Here is a 15,929-nt window from a genome sequence, read left to right as displayed (position 1 = left end):
AACGGAAATCACCTTCATTTGACTTAGTAGTGTTCACAAAGAGTCCCTTGACCATTTAGTTTTTCAACACTATGAAATCCGCTATACTTTCACAGAAATATAGCGGATTTTTTATGGCTGTCGGTATTATCCTTTCTTCAGTTGCATCCATGAAATAGTTTCTTCTAGGCCAGCTTTATAAGAAGTACGTGGTAATGGACCAATTTCCTTTTCATATTTTTGCCCACTTAAAATGACTGGCTCTTCTGTTAAATAAAACATTTCAACCACTTCCTTCATTGACGGAGAAAAGATTCCGATTAATTGTATCATTCCTTTAGATACAGTACGGATCCCTTTCTTGTAGCCTGTTAATTGTCTGAGAATTTCTACTAATTGTCCCCCGGAAATTGCATGTGTAGCTGGCACATTCCAATTTTGATTGTATGTATCATCTCTTAATGCTAATTCAACCATAGCCTTTGCACCATCAACTGTATAAAGGAATTCCCTCTCTACCTGCATATTTCCTACAAAATTAGCTTTTTTGCCTTGTACAACATTTTTTAATGTTTCATAGAGCATGGTATTCTCTGCATTTGGTCCATACAAATCTGGGAAATGAACGATTAGGGAAGGTACATGGCTCTCTTTTAATTTACTTTCCATAGCCAACCGAATTTTCCCCTTCTTTGTATGTGGCCTCTTCACTGCCTCCTCCGTTACACCTATGTGTGCTTGTTTCCCATATGCATATATATTATCGACAAGTGCTATCCTCGCTCCTTGGTTTTCAGCTATTTTTAACACCATCTCTAGGCATGGTATATGGAGCTTTTCCCAATCCTGATACAGAAAACTTATTGCATGAAAAATAACATCCACTCCTTTTGATGCCTGGCTAATATCTTGCTCATTAAAAATATCACCTGCAATGATTTCAACATTTTTGGAATGGCGAAATAATGTCACTAGTTTTTCTTTGCGTCGTGCAAATGCCTTCACCTTTATTTGTCGCTTGACTAATTCATTTACAAGAGCATAACCCATTCCACCAGATGCCCCGATAACTAAAGCTGTTTTCATTATAATTCCCCCTTTAATTAACCATTGGTCAAATAAGCACTTAAAGAAAGTTCTAGATAATTGTACCTAGAACTAATCATTAATTAATGCCTTGAGAAGAAATTTTGCATGTACATCTACTGCTTCCATTGCTTCCTCATAATTTTTAACATAATGACGGTAATGTGCTACAAATCCATGCAGCGCAATAAATGTAGAATGGATATCTGAAAGCAGCAGTTCCTTTTCTGCTAAAGCTTGTACGGATTGTGCAAATTTTTCATAACTAAGATTTGCTTCCTCTTGAGAGAGTCCGTCAATTTCTTTGTCCCTCACCATAAACATTAATTCATATTGACTTTGATTATTTAAACCAAATGCCATATAGCCTACAAAAATATTCTTCAGTTTAGTAGAACTATCTTCAGGACCATTCACTGTATTATGTAAAGTAGTGTTTAATTCAGAAAAATAATCACCTAAAATAGCATAAAATATTTCTGCTTTATTTTTAAAATGATAGTATATCGCCCCATGACTACAGCCAATCTCCTTAGCAATACTGCGCATTGATACATGGTGAAAATCCTTCGCAATAAATTGCTTATGTGCCTCATGTATAATCATTTCTTTTGTTAATTCCTGTGTTGATGGTTTACGCGGTGACATAATGCCCTCCTATTTTGACCAGTGGTTAATTAATAGTGTACTATTAGTTATTTTATTTAGCAACCCGTTAAAACCCTATTATAAAAAACGAATTTCCCCTTTCGAAAGGAAATTCGTTTCATTATCACATTAAATAATACTCTTCACAACTTTTGAAATAACTGCACCTTCAGCTTGACCTGTTAACAAAGATTTTGCAATTTTCATTGCGTCCCCCATGCCCATTCCCTTAACGATTCCAGCCGCTGCAAGTTTTTCTTTAATTTCTTCTTCCGTTAATTGCTTCGGCAAGAATGATTTTAATAGCACTAATTTTGCTTCTTCTTTTTCAATTAAATCAGCTCTTCCTGCATTTTGAGCACCCTCTAAAGCCTGATTTGTTTGCTTTACCTCACGATTGATAATAGCAATTTCTTCTTCAGAGGATAATGCCTCTCCCTTTTCCTTCTCTGCTAAATCTAAGGCAGATTTCAACAGCGACAATACGCCTTTTGCCAATGCATTCTTTTCTCTCATGGCATTTTTTAATTGTTCAAATACCTCTGTTTTTAACAATGTTGTCACTCCTTTAGACCATATATTTCAAAAAAATTATACCATAAAGTGAATTAGAGATGTTTTCTCATCCCTAAGTGCAGGCTATACTCCTGTTTATACATCTTCTACTACACTAATTTTGGAGTAAAGGTCTGGAGTTGCCTGTTCATGTAGATAAAAAAACCGTAGCCTCGAAGGATACGGTGATTAAAATTTATTTTGCTCGCTTCAGCATACGAACATCCGCTTTTGTTTCAAGTAACTCTAGAGATAATATTTCCATCTTCGTATCCATACTATCTATTTTCTGACTTAAATTTTGTTCTACTGAATCTAATCTGCTTTGCAGTAAATTTGTTTTTTCCTCTAATCTAGTTTCAACTGCATGAATTTTTCCTTCTAATCTTCTTTCAACCACATCAATTTTTTCTTCTAATTTTCTTTCAACCGCATCAATCTTTTTTACTAATCTAACTTCCACCGCTTCAATTTGATGCTGAAGATCAGATTTCATAATCTGCATTTGCGTAGAGAGCTCCAAAATTGCTTGAAGGATGGTATGTTGGTTCACTTCCTGCCCCATTTTTCTCTTCCTCCTCTCTATCATTCTTCATTCTATCTATAAATTTCTCAGCATTGTTATCATTGTAGGAAAAGAAAGTAGTATTACATATACCACTCTTCTTTCCATTCTATCTAGGATTTATTTTAAAGTCAAAATATCGAAAGAACGAGTCTAGCTATTAATATCATAATAGACTTCTCTACTACTTTTACTAACAACATACTAATTTTCATGATATTAAAATCTTTCATTACCATTTATCCAATAGATAATGCCAATAATTGCTCCACCAATTATATTTCCAATTGTAACAGGTACTAAATTGGCAATGGCTCCCGCAAACGATACAAGTTCACCGTGAGGTATAAAAAGGGCAAGACAAAATAATGTCATATTGGCGATGCTATGCTCAAATCCCGAAGTAATAAATGGAAAAATACAACAAAAAATCATAGCTAATTTTGCAACTTCTGTTTTTAATTTATAAGCACACCATACTGCTAAGCAGACAAGTAGGTTACATAAAATTCCTCGGCATAACAGCTCGACAAATCCAGTATTCATCTTAACAGCAGCTATTTTCTCAATATAAGCAGCTGTATCTCCCACTGCAAGCTCTGCATAAAAAAATAACCCAGCGCCTATTAGGGAGCCACAAAAATTCCCTATGTAGCTAAATATCCAAATACCTATCATTTCTAGAGGTGAAGATTTTTTGGATAATGTACTGATTGTTAAAACTAAGTTATCCCCCGTAAATAAATTTGCACCAACCATCATAACCATACTAAGTGCCACACCAAATGATAAACCTTGTACAACCTTCATACTTGGTACACCGGCAGGATCAAACAAACCACCAATTGTGACGATAAGCAATATGCCAAAGCCGATAAAAAGACCACCTAAAATTGCTTGCAATAAATAATTGACAGGTCTTTGCTTCATCATTGTTATTTTTGTTTCCGCAGTTATACAAATCTCGGATATTGTTTCTTTCATTTTTTTCCCCCCGAACAAACATCAACTATACATATCATAACTGATTTATGGACTCCAAAAATACCAATGTAAGGATTTTATTTTAAGCTGAAACAGATAACTTTTACCAGAGTTTACCTACACTTTCCAAAAATGAATTTGTATAATTATAAAAGTTGATATTACGAATACATTAATTATTTCTATCAGCCTTTTCAATCTTTCTATTAGGAATATCATTGCTCAAAAACCTTTCAAATGATAAGATTCGTTTAATTCCTACAATTCAAGTTTGTTAAGTGGGTAAAAAGGAGTGGATCGGATGGGTCAAGTAATTGCAAATAAAATAAAGCAATCCATTACGGAGTTAATTGGGCATACCCCGCTTTTGGCCTTAAATCAATATGTTAAAGAGCAACAGCTAGAAGCCGAAATTATTGTGAAGCTAGAATACTTTAATCCAGCTAATAGTGTGAAGGATCGTATTGCGAAAGCTATGATTGAGGATGCTGAAGCTCGTGGTGTTTTAACAAAGGGCAAAACAATTATTGAAACGACAAGTGGAAATACTGGTATTGGCTTAGCGGCAATTGCAGCCGCAAAGGGTTATAAGCTGCGGATTTACATGCAGGATGGGGTAAGTGAGGAGCGTACAAAGGTTGTGAAGGCATATGGGACTGAGGTAGTGCCATTTTCTGATGTTCCAGAAATGGTAGCGGCCTTTGAGGAGACGGATGGTGATTTTGTGGAAACAATCAAAGTTTTTAAAGAAACCATCGTTGATCGGGAGGAAAATGTAGTATTTCTCAATCAACTTGACAATAAGGCCAACCCAAACATTCATAAGCTAACAACAGGTCCTGAGATTTGGGATGATACTGACGGTGATATTGATATTTTTGTAGCCTCAATAGGTACAGGCGGAACAATAAGTGGTGCAGGCGCCTTCTTAAAATCTAAAAATCCCAATATTCAAATTATAGGTGTAGAGCCAGCTATTAACTCCATTGCAACCGTCGATAATCCAGATATTATTGAAATCACAGGTGTTCACCGCTTCTCTGATGCTGATGAGGCACGTGTTCCATCGAATGTTCATTTAGAGATCATTGATGAAGTAATAGAAGTAGAGACTGTTCAAGCCTACGAAGCCGCGCGAGCAGTAGCGAAAACAGATGGTCTATTAGTAGGTACCTCATCAGGTGCTGCCTTATTCGCTGCTACTATACTCGCAAAACGTCCTGAAAATAAAGGAAAAAGGATAGTGGCCATTCTTCCTGATACTGGTCTTCGTTATTTATCAACTGACTTATTTTAAGAACAAGCAGACGAAGGGTATAACAGCAAGCCCTTCGTTTCTTTAAAAGATTTTAATAGCTAGTTAGAAAAACCTTTCCTTTAGTTGTTTTAGATGATTCCACAACCTTTATTGCATTTTGAATATCTAACAAATCATAATGAGAATCAACTGCCATCATTTTTAACATACCACTATTCACTAAATTAATTAATTGATGAAATGTATCTTGCCATCTTTCTACCGAAACCTGCTTATTCCAATGTCTTAAATGGAACATATTTGCCTTAACATTTGCCTCTTTCACAATACTTTGCCAATTCACTTGTATACCTGATAAAAGACCAATCGCTAAAAATTCCCCTTCAGGTTTTACACAAAAAGCAAGGTCGTTACCAGCTACTCCTCCAATGGAATCAATAGCAGCATCAGCACCCCTGCCATTAGTAATTTCCATTACTGTCTCATAGAGCGGTGTGATAGAGGTATCTATTACATAGGAAGCGCCAAGCTGAATTAAATCGTCTGTATATCTATTATTTCTCGTTACCGCAATAAGCTGAAAACCAATTATTTTTGCTAGCTGAGCAAAAATATGACCAATAGCAGATCCACAGGCATTCACTAATAAAACATCATTTGATTGCAGTTTTAGTACTTCTGTACAAGTAACCCAAGCCGTCATGGGATTAATATACATTTGGGCTGCGGTAAAATTATCGATTGAATCTGGAATTAGTACGGCAAATTCAGCTCTTGTTTGAACAATCTCCTGCCATGTTCCATCTCCTCGTAATGGTAATACACGTTTGCCGATAAGATTTTGAGCAACAGACGGACCTACATCCTCTACGATTCCTACTCCCTCATAGCCAGGAATAGTTGGTAAAGAAATTCGATGAGCATACTTCCCCCAAATTGGTATTAAATCAGATGGATTTATAGGTCGTGCTAGCATTCGAACGAGAATTTCTTGTGTTTGTGGAGGCTTAATCGTTTTATTTTCAAATTTTAAAACCTCCAGAGGATTTCCAAATTCATAGTATTTAATGCTTTTTGCTTTCAATAAATAGGACTCCTTTATTCAACTATTCATAAAATAACCTCATACCTAAGCATTGGGATCACGCTTCAAATATAAGTGCTTTTGTTAATCTAGTAAACAATATTTTTATAGTCGCGTAATTGTAAACTCAGCCTTCTCATTCATATGTAGTAGTAGTTGTTTGTTAATTTCTATCTCCATTGGACTAACAATCGCTTTTTTATTTGAAAAATACCATATACGTTCACTTGGTCCTAATAATAGATTTGCTCCATCCTCATAATTTCCCATAAACGAAAGACTATCCACGTGAATTTCATTATTATTCATTGGTATAATCCCATATTCTTTTAATTTATTTGCTACTAAATAAATAGTATCTGTTGTGATATTCATTTCACCGATGTTTAGCACATGCTCGGTTGAAAAAGACAGTGAATCTATTTTAGGATTTACTTCCTGTCTTGCAATAAGCTCTATAATATTTTCTTCTGGGTCATAAAAATAACAAGAAAAGGCCTTCAATGTGGCAAAATATACTTCATCTTCTTCAGCTGAAAACAGTATTTCCGCATGCTCTTTTACCCAACCTTTTGCCTGTTGAAATAAATTACATGGAATATTTAAGGCAAAATGATATTGCTTTTGTACAGAAGCATGGACTTTTTCAAACGTGATCGTACTTTCACCAACGGCAACAGAAAAATAATCATCTGTATTTTTTATTAATGAAAATCCTAATTGTGTACTATAAAATTCCTTCATTTTATGTAAATCATATGCATATAGCTTTACTCTAGTAATTTTCATTGTAAGCATCTCCCCTGCCCTTTGTCTCATTTACTATACTAGACTCAGTAAATGAATACCTCATGCAAAAGAATGAACATCATCTTATAGTGGAATACGATCGCCTCTACTATTAGGCTGTGAAATAACTAAAAACTCTATATCTTCTCCTGTATCATTTCGCATTTGATGCGCTGTTAGCGGTGGAACTTCAATTCCTTCACCTTTTTGTAAAGTAATGGGATCACCGTCAATTTCGATTATTGCGGTGCCAGACAGCATAAAGAAAAATTGTTGTGCATGATGATGATAGTGGTTAGTTTCTGCTGTTTTAGCAGGCATACGCTCATGAATAATACTAAGCTCATTATTTTTAACTAAATGCCAGCCATCACATTGCTCTCCCCAACTATAATGCGCTGCATTTTGTTTGTTTATTTTCAAAATGATTACCACCTTCCTATAATATTATCCAACATATAGGTTATTTCTGCACCCTACCAATTACTAAAATTATGGACATACTATATAATATAGATACCACTACAAACAATCATAATTTATCATGTTAGGAGAGAGAAGAATGAATGTCAAAAAACAGTTATTTGGTATCACTCTCGGCTTTTTGTCTACAACAATACTTTTATATATCTTATTTGATTTTTTCTCTTGGTCAATTAGCCTCGGGTATTTATTAGGTATTTGTGTTTTTGCTATGATATTACTTTTCTTGAAAAGGACATAAATGCTTACTCATAATGTGTTTAAAAACTTTTCAAATTTATTGACACTCATAATTTCATGTGTCACGAACTGCCCATTATAAAATAATCCAAAGGTTGTCCAAATAATAGGACCATTCTGTGCTTCCTCTTTTGTGGTTATCTGATATGCATGAAAAGGAATGCCATTTTTCACAGTAACATCCCTTAAATCATTTATAACACCTACCGCAAAGGGACATTGAGCAGTATAATATATGATTATGCCATCACTCTGAGATTTTAGATCGCTCGTATGTAATTTAAATGATGGCTCAACAGCCACATCGTTAAATTTATAGACAGCTAGCTCAAAATAAGGTGCTGCATAATCTACAATTTTAAATCCCAAATGCTCAAAAAAACGTTTATCACTTAAAAAAGGAAGTTTTTTCTTTCCTACTATATGTACAATCCCATCCATTCCCTGCGCCTTAGCATCCTTTATACACTTTTCAAGTAATCGACTAGCATGATGCTGATTTTTATATTTACCTGAAACCCATAGACAATTTATATACATATAATTCGGTGCCTCAATAGGAGCCCAAGCATGCTGTGCAGGTAAATATTCGATAAAAACCTTTGCACGTTCATTCAATCGATAAAAAATCAAGCCATCATGTATGCGATCCATTAACCATTTTTTCTTTTCTATTACTGCTTGCTCGTATTGTTTAGCACCAAGCGCACAGCATATATGCTCCTGTTCAATCTGATTGCTTGTCATTTGAAGATACTCCACTTTATTATTCACCTCTGCCCTTTCTAAACTCCTAATCTCTGTTACCTAGTATTATACCAGATGGAAATATATTGGTTTAATTACCCATTTTCAGAAACAAAGAAAATCTGAATTAATTACTTCCAAAGTCATTGTGTCCGGATTTTTTCGAGTGAACTCGAAAAGCTCCTCTTCGAAATCCGTGACATCTGCCAGGGGCTTTGAACCAATATGATGTTGGACATTCAGTTGTGTGTTGTTGTTGCTGTCGCTTTTCGCTTTCGCACAGATAAAACCGTGTTGTTGCTGTCGCTTCGCTTTCGCACAGATAAAACCGTGTTGTTGCTGTCGCTTCGCTTTCGCACAGATAAATTGCCATAGGACGTGGGGTTCTTAGTCTGAGTGCCTCTATTTCAGCAGTCGTTTGTAAGCCCGCTGAATAGGAAAAAATCACATTCATCTCGTCACCTATAAAGGTAGAAATATTCTGATGAATCAAGATAAATTGTTCAGTCAAATTTGTTTAATTCCAATGCTTTTTGGTCAAAATTCTATTATCTAGAAATGGAGGGATACATTTGAGATACAGAAAATTAATACGTACCCCTTTACATGAATATTTGGCTAAAAAATCAAGCGTAGACACTCTTACTTTGCTGAAGACAAAGACTAAGCATATTGATGATGTGCTATTTAAAAAAATCCCTACTAATGAAGGCATTGTTACTATTATTTACTGCTATTCATTGGTAGAGCAGCTCACTTTACAAACAATGATTTATACACCTTTAGCAAATTATATCCATCAAATTCATCAAATCTCAGATTGGATTGATGGGACAGACGATAAAGTAATCGAAAGTAAATTAAATGCAGGGCAAACGCTTATATATTTTCATAGCACTAAACAGCTAGTAAGTATTGATACGTATAGTGCACCAACTAGGGCTATAACGGATACTGAAATAGAATCAACAGTCATTGGGCCACAAGATGCCTTTACTGAATCGCTTGAAACGAATATTTCACTGGTGAGAAGACGTATTCGCAATCCCTTGCTTAAAAATGAGAATTATGTAATCGGCATAGAGGCAAATATTCGTATAACAATCATGTATATGGAGGATATTGTTAATCACAAAAATTTAGACAATCTTAAACATCGCATTAACAATATTAATTACCCTTCATTTACTGATATCTCTATATTGAAACAATTAATAGAGGACAATCCTTTGTCGCCTTTTCCACAATATTATATGACTGTTCGACCAGATAGTGTTAGCCAGTACTTAATTGATGGAAGAATCGCTGTTTTTATGGATAATAGTCAATCAGCCATTATATGCCCAACATCCTTTTTTGAAATGTTCATTTCAATTGAGGACTATTATAATCGTTGGACAACAGCATCATTACTACGCATTCTACGCTTTTTTGGATTTTTCTTAACAATTATCATTACACCGATGTATATATCAGCATTAACATTCCATCCCGAAATATTACCATATGAACTTTTATTAAATCTACAAGAATCAAGAAGTAAAGTACCTTTCCCACCACTTTTTGAAGTTTTATTTCTTGAGCTCATTATAGAAGTATTAAGGGAAGCGGGATCCCGAATGCCTGCAAAAGTTGGGCAAACAATTGGTATTGTTGGCGGGATTGTGATTGGTACAGCTGCTGTAGAAGCAGGGCTTATTAGTAATATTTTAGTTGTACTAGTTGCTACTTCAGCTCTCCTTTCATTCCTGCCACCTTATTTTTTAATGAGTAACACCAGTAGAGTAGTTCGCTATATTTTTATTATTTCCGCTGGCTTATTTGGACTTTTTGGACAAATGATTGCCCTGGCTTGGTTGATTATCCATTTACAGCATCTAAAATCACTCGGAACACCTTATATTGCACCTTTTATCCCTCGAAAGCTTACAGATTTACTGGATAGTGTTGTCAGATTTCCTATCAGATTTATTATTGCTAAAAAAGGGATTGCCAAATCACCAAAAAAATAGAGCATTTTCTGGGAGTTGAGGTAATGGTAATTGACTACAATTGATCAAAAATCATTAAATAAATATCATGTAATTTTTTTAGCACAAAGTCTAATGATTGGTACAGGACTTCTTTCTCTACCTCAAAAGCTAAGTTCTTTAGGATATAGCCAAGCATTTTTCCCATTAATAATGGGAATTATTGCTAGTATAACTTTATGGCCAATGGTTTGGCTCTGCTCAAAATATCCAAATGAAAGCTTATTTCGAATCAATGAAATTTTATTAGGTAAATGGTTGGGTAAATGCATTAATTTAGCTTTCACCCTACAATTCACAATTTTTACTGCTGGTATTATTAGTGATTATATGAATTTAATAGAGAGCACTGCTTTACCGGAGCAAAACATTACTCTACCAGTGCTGCTTATTATCATGTTGTTTCTTTATATTTTAAAAGGCGGCATTAAATCCGTTGCAAATTTTTGCATTTTAACTTTTTTCATTACACTAGGTCTTGTTTATTTTACTAGATGGGCCATTGAAAAAGGAGATGTCAGCCATTTTCTACCTATTCTTAATTTCTCAAGTCATGCGTTTTTTGATGCCTTAAAAAATGGCTATTTTTCTCTTTTAGGCTATGAATTAATTATGTTTTACTTTCCATATATCATTCATCAAAAAAAGGCTTTTAAACATTCACTCATTGGTATTTGGATTAGTATTGCTCTCTATGTTTTCTCTACTTCTGTTAGTGTGATGTACTATTCTGAATGGCAACTAAAAAATGTAAAGTTTACAATTTTAAATTTATTTAAAGCTGGTGAATTTTCATTTATCGAGAGAATTGATATTTTGGGCATGACTCTCTGGGTGTTTCACATTTTATGCGGTGTTTCAGGTTATGCATGGTGTGCAAAGAAAGGATTAGAATCGTTGGTGACCAAAAATCTAAAAAATATAAAGCATCTCTCTTTGATCATTCCAATTCTTGTATTTTGTCTCGCTGATATGCCCTTTTCGCAGGAATTTCAAAAGAATTTCTTCACAGGTAGTTATTATGTGGGTTATATCATTATTATTTGGCCTATTTTTTTAGGAATTGTATATTTGCTACGGAAAAAGAAGGTGGCTCAATGATAAGAGGTCTTATTTCAATACTAATAATTTGTGTCATGCTAATGACTGGTTGCTCTTCACCAGAGGAGAAGATTCCATTAGAAAAGCTGGGAATGGTTGGTGTGTTAGCTTTTGACTATATCGACGAAAATACAACTAAGCTAAGCGTAGCAATTCCTCAATTCCTACCAGATGTAGAACAAAATGTTCAAATCTTCACGATCGAGACGGAGCTAGTATCTGATGGAATCTTTCAAGTGGAAAGACTCTCTGATAAAAAAATTATTTTAAATCAATTACGGGTAGTGCTGATTAATGAGGAATTCGCACGAAAGGGTAATGTAGAAAAGATTGTAAAACACCTGTATAGAAGCGCTGAGGTAGGAAATAAGGTTTTACTAGCTGTTGTAAAAGGTTCTTCTTGTGAAGACTTGTTAAATGGCAATTATCCCGACAAGCCGAAAATTGATTTTTATTTAAATGATTTATTGCAGCCAAGCATTAACACCGCTTTTAACCCAAATACGAATATTCATGATTTTATCTATACACAAACGAATCCTGTAATTGACTCCATTTTACCAGTATTAGAAAAAAAGCATGAAAAGGTAGAAATAAAAGGGGTGGCCCTATTTAAAAATCAACATATGCACAACATAATTACACCTCATGAAGCATTAGTTATTCAAGCTTTACAAGGAAAAAAGCAGCTATCTCCGTTACCAATAGTATTGGATCAAGATAATGAAACAGAAAAGGTTTTTCTTGATTTAATTGAGAACGATGTAAAAATGAAAAGCAATAAAGATATCGAATCACCTAAGCTGTCTATTAATTTAAGTATCAAAGGGACTCTAAGTGAATATAAAGGAAAACGAGAGAACAATTTAAATACACCAGCCAAATTATCAAAGCTTGAAAAAGATGTTAGTAAACAAATTGAACGAGAGATTCGAAATTTTATTCAAAAAACAATTGAACAAGATATCGATCCAATCGGATTAAGTGAAAATTTCCGCAGGTATTATCATGGGCAATGGACAAATGAATTAACAGATAAAATTCTAAATAATCTAGAATTTGATATTCATGTACAAACATCGATTATAAGTACTGGCACATTAAAATAAGTTTATCTGTATAAACAAATCACATCAAGCAAATGAATTAAACTAAGAATCTGCTACTTTTTAAGTCAAAAAGTTAGTAAGTTCTTTTCATATGGATAATAAAACCATCTCAAACCAAATCAATTTATAATTTTTTTCAAAAACGTATAGGAAGCTTTCGATGACATAGCACAGGAAATTTGATACAGTTGTTATATTATTTTACTATGGAAAGGTTTTTAACAATGAATTATATACAATTTATGAGAAATTTTATTGGTCATGAAACATTAATGACAATAGGCTGTGGTGTTATTATTGAAAAGGATCATAAAATATTATTACAGCATCGACTAGATGTAGACAATTGGTGTATACCTGGTGGCTTAATGGAAATAGGTGAAACATTTCAACAAACAGCTATTAGAGAAGTATTTGAGGAAACTGGTTTAGAGGTTTTTAATTTGGAGCTATTTGGAATTTATTCTGGTAAAGACTGCTTTGCAGAGTATCCAAATAAAGATAAAGTTTATAGTGTTCAAATTATTTTTAAAGCGTTGGATTTTAAAGGTGAAGTAATACAAAAATCAGAGGAAAGCAGAGAACATAAATTTTTTGCCAGAAATGAGCTACCTTCTAAGTTAAATCCTCGACAAAAAAATTTTATTATGGATTGGGTAAATAATGTGAAGTTACCTATTGTAAATTAATTCTATTTAAAAATACAGAAGAGGTGGATATAAATTGAGAAACATTCTAACGAGTATCTTAAGTATTATTATTGGATTAACGGTTGGTTTTCTCTTTATGGGCAAAAATATAGACACCTCCAATAAATATACACTTATACTAATTTTAGCAGTAGCTATTTTAGCCCTAATACCAATTTATCGTAAATCTTATATGAGATGGAAGGATGAACAGAGGAATTAATTAATCTCGCCTGCTCATTTTGAACAAATTGTGTTCCTAAATTAGCTTTTTTTCAGCATCAGGAATAGATTCAAATAATAAAAAATATGAAATTTGGTGTTAAAATGAAAATAACCAGTAAAGAGAAATTATTGTGGACTAGTATTTGCTTAACCATCTTTTCTATATTTCTCGTATCTTATCCATCTAATGATTTTGGAGGACCAATTCGTTGGGTCAGTTATAAGGGGCAACAAGAAATACAATCAGCATGGTCATTCTTTACACCAACTATTTTTACACAAACTCATTTTCATATGCTCTATTTTTTTATCAATGTCTTTCTAATCTATTTGCTTTTAACCTATAGCAAAAAAATATTTATTTATATCAAGTCAAAAAATTAGAAATACAATATCCCTGAATTTGGTGAGACCATCTTGTTTTTAACGGATGTAAAAAATGGTTAGGATGCAAACTGGCCTTATTAATACCTCGATTTGCATATCCTAACCGTTAATTACAACCTCAGAGTATTCTTTTCGTTTTGAAGGTTTCTAGAAATTCATCCTGATAGCCTCCAAGCCCTTCCAAGATATAGACGATTTATGGATATCGAGTTTTTTTAATTTATAGCGCTTTCATCCATATAAACAACTTCCCAGATATGTCCATCTAAATCATGAAAACCCCATCCATACATGAATCCATGATCTTGAGGGTCACTATAGAATGTTGCACCAGACGCCATTGCTTGGTTTACCAACATATCTACTTGCTCCCGATTTTCGGCTGATAAACAAAAAATCGCTTCTGCAGAAGTTGAGGTATCCGTAATGTCCTTTTTAGTAAATTCTTTGAAACGGTTTTCTATCATGAGTAATGCAAAAATATTTTCGCTAATAATCATAGACGCCGTAGTCTCATCACTGAATTGTTGGTTGAACTCAAAGCCTAACTCCCGAAAAAACTGAATAGATTTATTTAAATCTTTCACCGGTAAATTAATAAAAATATTTTTTGATTGAAAAGCCATTTTCCGCACCTCCAAAATTTAAACAAATTACTTTTTGAATTTGTTCCTTAATATTTCCCTTACTTAGACCTCTGTGAAACAAATCACGAAATCTATATCGAACTCTAAGTATTTCTTTAAAGAAAGCTGAGCTTCATTTATTACTCGATTGATACTGTAAGCAATCAACGTTTTACTGTGCTGTAAATATAAGTTTATATGTCCTGGTGTATGAATAACGAATTCCGCCACAATACGGTAATTCTTGCCCATCTTTTAAGGTTTCAATCACCTTGCCCCTAGGAAGGTTCTCAAGATGTCCATTTTTTATCAAAGGAACTTCTCTTTGGATATAAGGTTTATCCAGTTGATGAGAATAAACTTTGATATTACCTCCCCTTTCCAGTAATAGCTCAGGAATACTACCGATATGATCAATATCCTGGTGCGTCAAAATGATATATCAAACGGTATGCCTATTTCTTCAATTGCCAACGTAGATACTCCATTTGCTTAGGAAATCCAATGTCTAATAAAACAGCCATTTCTTGATCACATAAAAGAGTCGGATGAATAATAAATCCTTGGTGATTAATTACACTAGAGTTCCATATACTATCTAGCCTAAATACTAAGTTCTGTTTCCCTTCAAAAAGTTCCTGCTAATCCATTTATTTTGCTAACTTCAAGAGGTCGGATTTCGTTTTTTTGAAAACTATCAAATTTAAGATTTTCAGAAGTATAAAGTATAAAAGTGCTGCAAAAAATCCAATCAAAATAAAGATAAGAAGTCTATTCATATATGTAACAGCAGAAGTTAATAAGTATACTATTCCTCCTATGATTGCTCCACTCACACAATAGAGTACTGCTTGATTTAATTGATTTTGAATTTTAGTGTCGATTATCCAAGAAATAATAACTCCCAAAATCCCATAGATAACTAATGAATATCCAATAAACATCCAGAATAATGTTTTAGATGAATATCCGCCCGTTTCACTTACTTCCTCCTCGATTGGAGTATAGCCCAAATATAAACTTAAGACCCAAGAAAAAATTATTGCAGAAATAATAGAAATTATTATTCTTTGAATAAATGATTGTAACATTGAGTACTCCTTCATAATATTATTGACTCTTTTTCACTAGCATCGCATAAATATTAACCGAAATTTCAGTTTTATTTTTTTCTACAATTAGAAAAAAACAAAGACACGTAAGCAGAGGTAGTGAACATCCATTTTTTTACTATAACCTTTGACGAGGACAACAGAGATGAGAAATCCCTTATGGTACGCATTTTCCTTTGATTTTTCGAAGCCAAATGTGGGCAGATTTCCACCACGATACCTTCAAGAAACG

At 33.8% G+C, this 15,929-nt stretch carries 17 protein-coding genes and 1 pseudogene; 6 read left to right on the top strand and 12 right to left on the bottom strand.

Annotated features, from left to right (window positions below; genetic code table 11):
• Window positions 1–126: 126 nt before the first annotated feature.
• The 5 genes from AC3WOM_RS24840 to AC3WOM_RS24820 all read right to left on the bottom strand — a co-directional run bounded on the left by AC3WOM_RS24840 (window position 127) and on the right by AC3WOM_RS24820 (window position 3,817).
• Window positions 127–1,065 carry an SDR family NAD(P)-dependent oxidoreductase gene (locus AC3WOM_RS24840; RefSeq protein ID WP_492448790.1) on the bottom strand — a complete coding sequence of 313 codons (939 nt, stop codon included), beginning with the start codon at window positions 1,063–1,065 and terminating at the stop codon, window positions 127–129.
• Between the two features lie 72 nt (window positions 1,066–1,137).
• Complete coding sequence (locus tag AC3WOM_RS24835) at window positions 1,138–1,713, bottom strand: TetR/AcrR family transcriptional regulator (RefSeq protein WP_427549158.1); 576 nt, start codon at window positions 1,711–1,713, stop codon at window positions 1,138–1,140.
• 129 nt (window positions 1,714–1,842) lie between these two features.
• Window positions 1,843–2,268, bottom strand: coding sequence for a GatB/YqeY domain-containing protein (locus AC3WOM_RS24830; protein WP_427549157.1), 426 nt, complete (start codon window positions 2,266–2,268; stop codon window positions 1,843–1,845).
• 196 nt (window positions 2,269–2,464) lie between these two features.
• Window positions 2,465–2,833 (bottom strand): hypothetical protein, encoded by a 369-nt coding sequence (locus AC3WOM_RS24825; RefSeq protein WP_492448789.1) that lies wholly within the window; start codon window positions 2,831–2,833, stop codon window positions 2,465–2,467.
• 219 nt (window positions 2,834–3,052) lie between these two features.
• Window positions 3,053–3,817: a formate/nitrite transporter family protein gene (locus AC3WOM_RS24820; protein WP_492448788.1), complete on the bottom strand. Its 765-nt coding sequence runs from the start codon at window positions 3,815–3,817 to the stop codon at window positions 3,053–3,055.
• A 301-nt stretch (window positions 3,818–4,118) separates the two neighbouring features.
• Here AC3WOM_RS24820 and AC3WOM_RS24815 point away from each other — a divergent pair, with 301 nt between their 5' ends.
• On the top strand, window positions 4,119–5,114 hold the full coding sequence (locus AC3WOM_RS24815; RefSeq protein ID WP_492448787.1) for a PLP-dependent cysteine synthase family protein: 996 nt from the start codon (window positions 4,119–4,121) through the stop codon (window positions 5,112–5,114).
• A gap of 52 nt (window positions 5,115–5,166) precedes the next feature.
• Here the strand turns inward: AC3WOM_RS24815 and AC3WOM_RS24810 are convergent, their stop codons facing one another.
• The 4 genes from AC3WOM_RS24810 to AC3WOM_RS24795 form a co-directional block, all read right to left on the bottom strand.
• Window positions 5,167–6,159 (bottom strand): zinc-dependent alcohol dehydrogenase family protein, encoded by a 993-nt coding sequence (locus AC3WOM_RS24810; protein ID WP_492448786.1) that lies wholly within the window; start codon window positions 6,157–6,159, stop codon window positions 5,167–5,169.
• Window positions 6,160–6,264: 105 nt separating this feature from the next.
• On the bottom strand, window positions 6,265–6,948 hold the full coding sequence (locus AC3WOM_RS24805) for a VOC family protein (protein WP_492448785.1): 684 nt from the start codon (window positions 6,946–6,948) through the stop codon (window positions 6,265–6,267).
• Between the two features lie 84 nt (window positions 6,949–7,032).
• Window positions 7,033–7,371: a cupin domain-containing protein gene (locus AC3WOM_RS24800; RefSeq protein ID WP_492448784.1), complete on the bottom strand. Its 339-nt coding sequence runs from the start codon at window positions 7,369–7,371 to the stop codon at window positions 7,033–7,035.
• Window positions 7,372–7,680: 309 nt separating this feature from the next.
• On the bottom strand, window positions 7,681–8,433 hold the full coding sequence (locus AC3WOM_RS24795) for a GNAT family N-acetyltransferase (RefSeq protein ID WP_492448783.1): 753 nt from the start codon (window positions 8,431–8,433) through the stop codon (window positions 7,681–7,683).
• A 557-nt stretch (window positions 8,434–8,990) separates the two neighbouring features.
• On the opposite strand from AC3WOM_RS24795, the gene AC3WOM_RS24790 reads away from it, so the two are divergent.
• The 5 genes from AC3WOM_RS24790 to AC3WOM_RS24770 all read left to right on the top strand — a co-directional run bounded on the left by AC3WOM_RS24790 (window position 8,991) and on the right by AC3WOM_RS24770 (window position 13,570).
• On the top strand, window positions 8,991–10,430 hold the full coding sequence (locus AC3WOM_RS24790; protein WP_492448782.1) for a spore germination protein: 1,440 nt from the start codon (window positions 8,991–8,993) through the stop codon (window positions 10,428–10,430).
• Window positions 10,431–10,460: 30 nt separating this feature from the next.
• On the top strand, window positions 10,461–11,549 hold the full coding sequence (locus AC3WOM_RS24785; protein WP_492448781.1) for a GerAB/ArcD/ProY family transporter: 1,089 nt from the start codon (window positions 10,461–10,463) through the stop codon (window positions 11,547–11,549).
• Window positions 11,546–12,658 (top strand): Ger(x)C family spore germination protein, encoded by a 1,113-nt coding sequence (locus AC3WOM_RS24780; RefSeq protein ID WP_492448780.1) that lies wholly within the window; start codon window positions 11,546–11,548, stop codon window positions 12,656–12,658. Before AC3WOM_RS24785 ends, AC3WOM_RS24780 begins: the two co-directional genes overlap by 4 nt.
• Before the next feature lie 224 nt (window positions 12,659–12,882).
• Entirely contained in the window at window positions 12,883–13,347 is a 465-nt protein-coding gene (locus AC3WOM_RS24775) for an NUDIX hydrolase (protein WP_492448779.1), read from the top strand.
• Between the two features lie 34 nt (window positions 13,348–13,381).
• Complete coding sequence (locus tag AC3WOM_RS24770) at window positions 13,382–13,570, top strand: hypothetical protein (protein WP_492448778.1); 189 nt, start codon at window positions 13,382–13,384, stop codon at window positions 13,568–13,570.
• Window positions 13,571–14,174: 604 nt separating this feature from the next.
• On the opposite strand, the gene AC3WOM_RS24765 is transcribed toward AC3WOM_RS24770, so the two are convergent.
• From AC3WOM_RS24765 to AC3WOM_RS24755, 3 genes and pseudogenes are all read right to left on the bottom strand, one after another.
• Window positions 14,175–14,585 carry a VOC family protein gene (locus AC3WOM_RS24765; RefSeq protein ID WP_492448777.1) on the bottom strand — a complete coding sequence of 137 codons (411 nt, stop codon included), beginning with the start codon at window positions 14,583–14,585 and terminating at the stop codon, window positions 14,175–14,177.
• A pseudogene (locus tag AC3WOM_RS24760) lies at window positions 14,554–15,178 on the bottom strand (MBL fold metallo-hydrolase). The gene AC3WOM_RS24765 and the pseudogene AC3WOM_RS24760 overlap by 32 nt, the downstream one beginning before the upstream one ends.
• A 57-nt stretch (window positions 15,179–15,235) precedes the next feature.
• Window positions 15,236–15,676: a hypothetical protein gene (locus AC3WOM_RS24755; protein WP_492448776.1), complete on the bottom strand. Its 441-nt coding sequence runs from the start codon at window positions 15,674–15,676 to the stop codon at window positions 15,236–15,238.
• Window positions 15,677–15,929 lie beyond the last annotated feature (253 nt).

It is taken from the genome of Lysinibacillus sp. FW301-JW8, assembly GCF_058788755.1.
The sequence above is the reverse complement of the archived record's forward strand: the minus strand, read 5'-3'. Positions and strand labels throughout refer to the sequence as shown.

Coding starts and splice junctions, on each gene's coding strand:
- AC3WOM_RS24840 (WP_492448790.1), bottom strand. CDS start 1,065: ATGAAAACAGCTTTAGTTATCGGGGCATCTGGTGGAATGGGTTATGCT.
- AC3WOM_RS24835 (WP_427549158.1), bottom strand. CDS start 1,713: ATGTCACCGCGTAAACCATCAACACAGGAATTAACAAAAGAAATGATT.
- AC3WOM_RS24825 (WP_492448789.1), bottom strand. CDS start 2,833: ATGGGGCAGGAAGTGAACCAACATACCATCCTTCAAGCAATTTTGGAG.
- AC3WOM_RS24820 (WP_492448788.1), bottom strand. CDS start 3,817: ATGAAAGAAACAATATCCGAGATTTGTATAACTGCGGAAACAAAAATA.
- AC3WOM_RS24815 (WP_492448787.1), top strand. CDS start 4,119: ATGGGTCAAGTAATTGCAAATAAAATAAAGCAATCCATTACGGAGTTA.
- AC3WOM_RS24805 (WP_492448785.1), bottom strand. CDS start 6,948: ATGAAAATTACTAGAGTAAAGCTATATGCATATGATTTACATAAAATG.
- AC3WOM_RS24780 (WP_492448780.1), top strand. CDS start 11,546: ATGATAAGAGGTCTTATTTCAATACTAATAATTTGTGTCATGCTAATG.
- AC3WOM_RS24775 (WP_492448779.1), top strand. CDS start 12,883: ATGAATTATATACAATTTATGAGAAATTTTATTGGTCATGAAACATTA.
- AC3WOM_RS24765 (WP_492448777.1), bottom strand. CDS start 14,585: ATGGCTTTTCAATCAAAAAATATTTTTATTAATTTACCGGTGAAAGAT.
- AC3WOM_RS24755 (WP_492448776.1), bottom strand. CDS start 15,676: ATGTTACAATCATTTATTCAAAGAATAATAATTTCTATTATTTCTGCA.